The sequence below is a fragment of the Pseudomonas sp. SIMBA_041 genome (genome assembly GCF_046535095.1).
GTDB classification, from domain to species: domain Bacteria; phylum Pseudomonadota; class Gammaproteobacteria; order Pseudomonadales; family Pseudomonadaceae; genus Aquipseudomonas; species Aquipseudomonas mucoides.
This window is the reverse complement of record NZ_JAWRXJ010000716.1, coordinates 1-248: the sequence shown is the minus strand read 5'-3', so window position 1 is coordinate 248 and position 248 is coordinate 1. Positions and strand designations below refer to the sequence as shown.

The window sequence follows — 248 nt, the reverse complement described above, 5'->3', positions numbered from 1 at the left end:
ATATTGGAATCATGGACGAAAAAGGCTTTATCAAAATTGTTGATCGCAAAAAAGATATGATTTTAGTCTCTGGTTTCAACGTTTATCCAAACGAAATCGAAGAGGCGATGAGTGAACATCCAGCAGTCGTAGAATGCGGTGCTATTGGTGTACCGAACGATGATCGCGGCGAAGAGCCAAAGCTATTTGTGGTCAAAAAAGGCGACGTGACTGAAAAAGAGCTACTAGAATATGGCAAAAAACAACTG

1 protein-coding gene is annotated in these 248 nt (G+C 40.7%); it reads left to right on the top strand.

Going from position 1 to position 248, the window contains the following annotated elements:
* Positions 1-248 (top strand): AMP-binding enzyme (locus tag SB725_RS32970; RefSeq protein WP_410923669.1); only part of this gene is annotated, 248 nt, incomplete at both ends.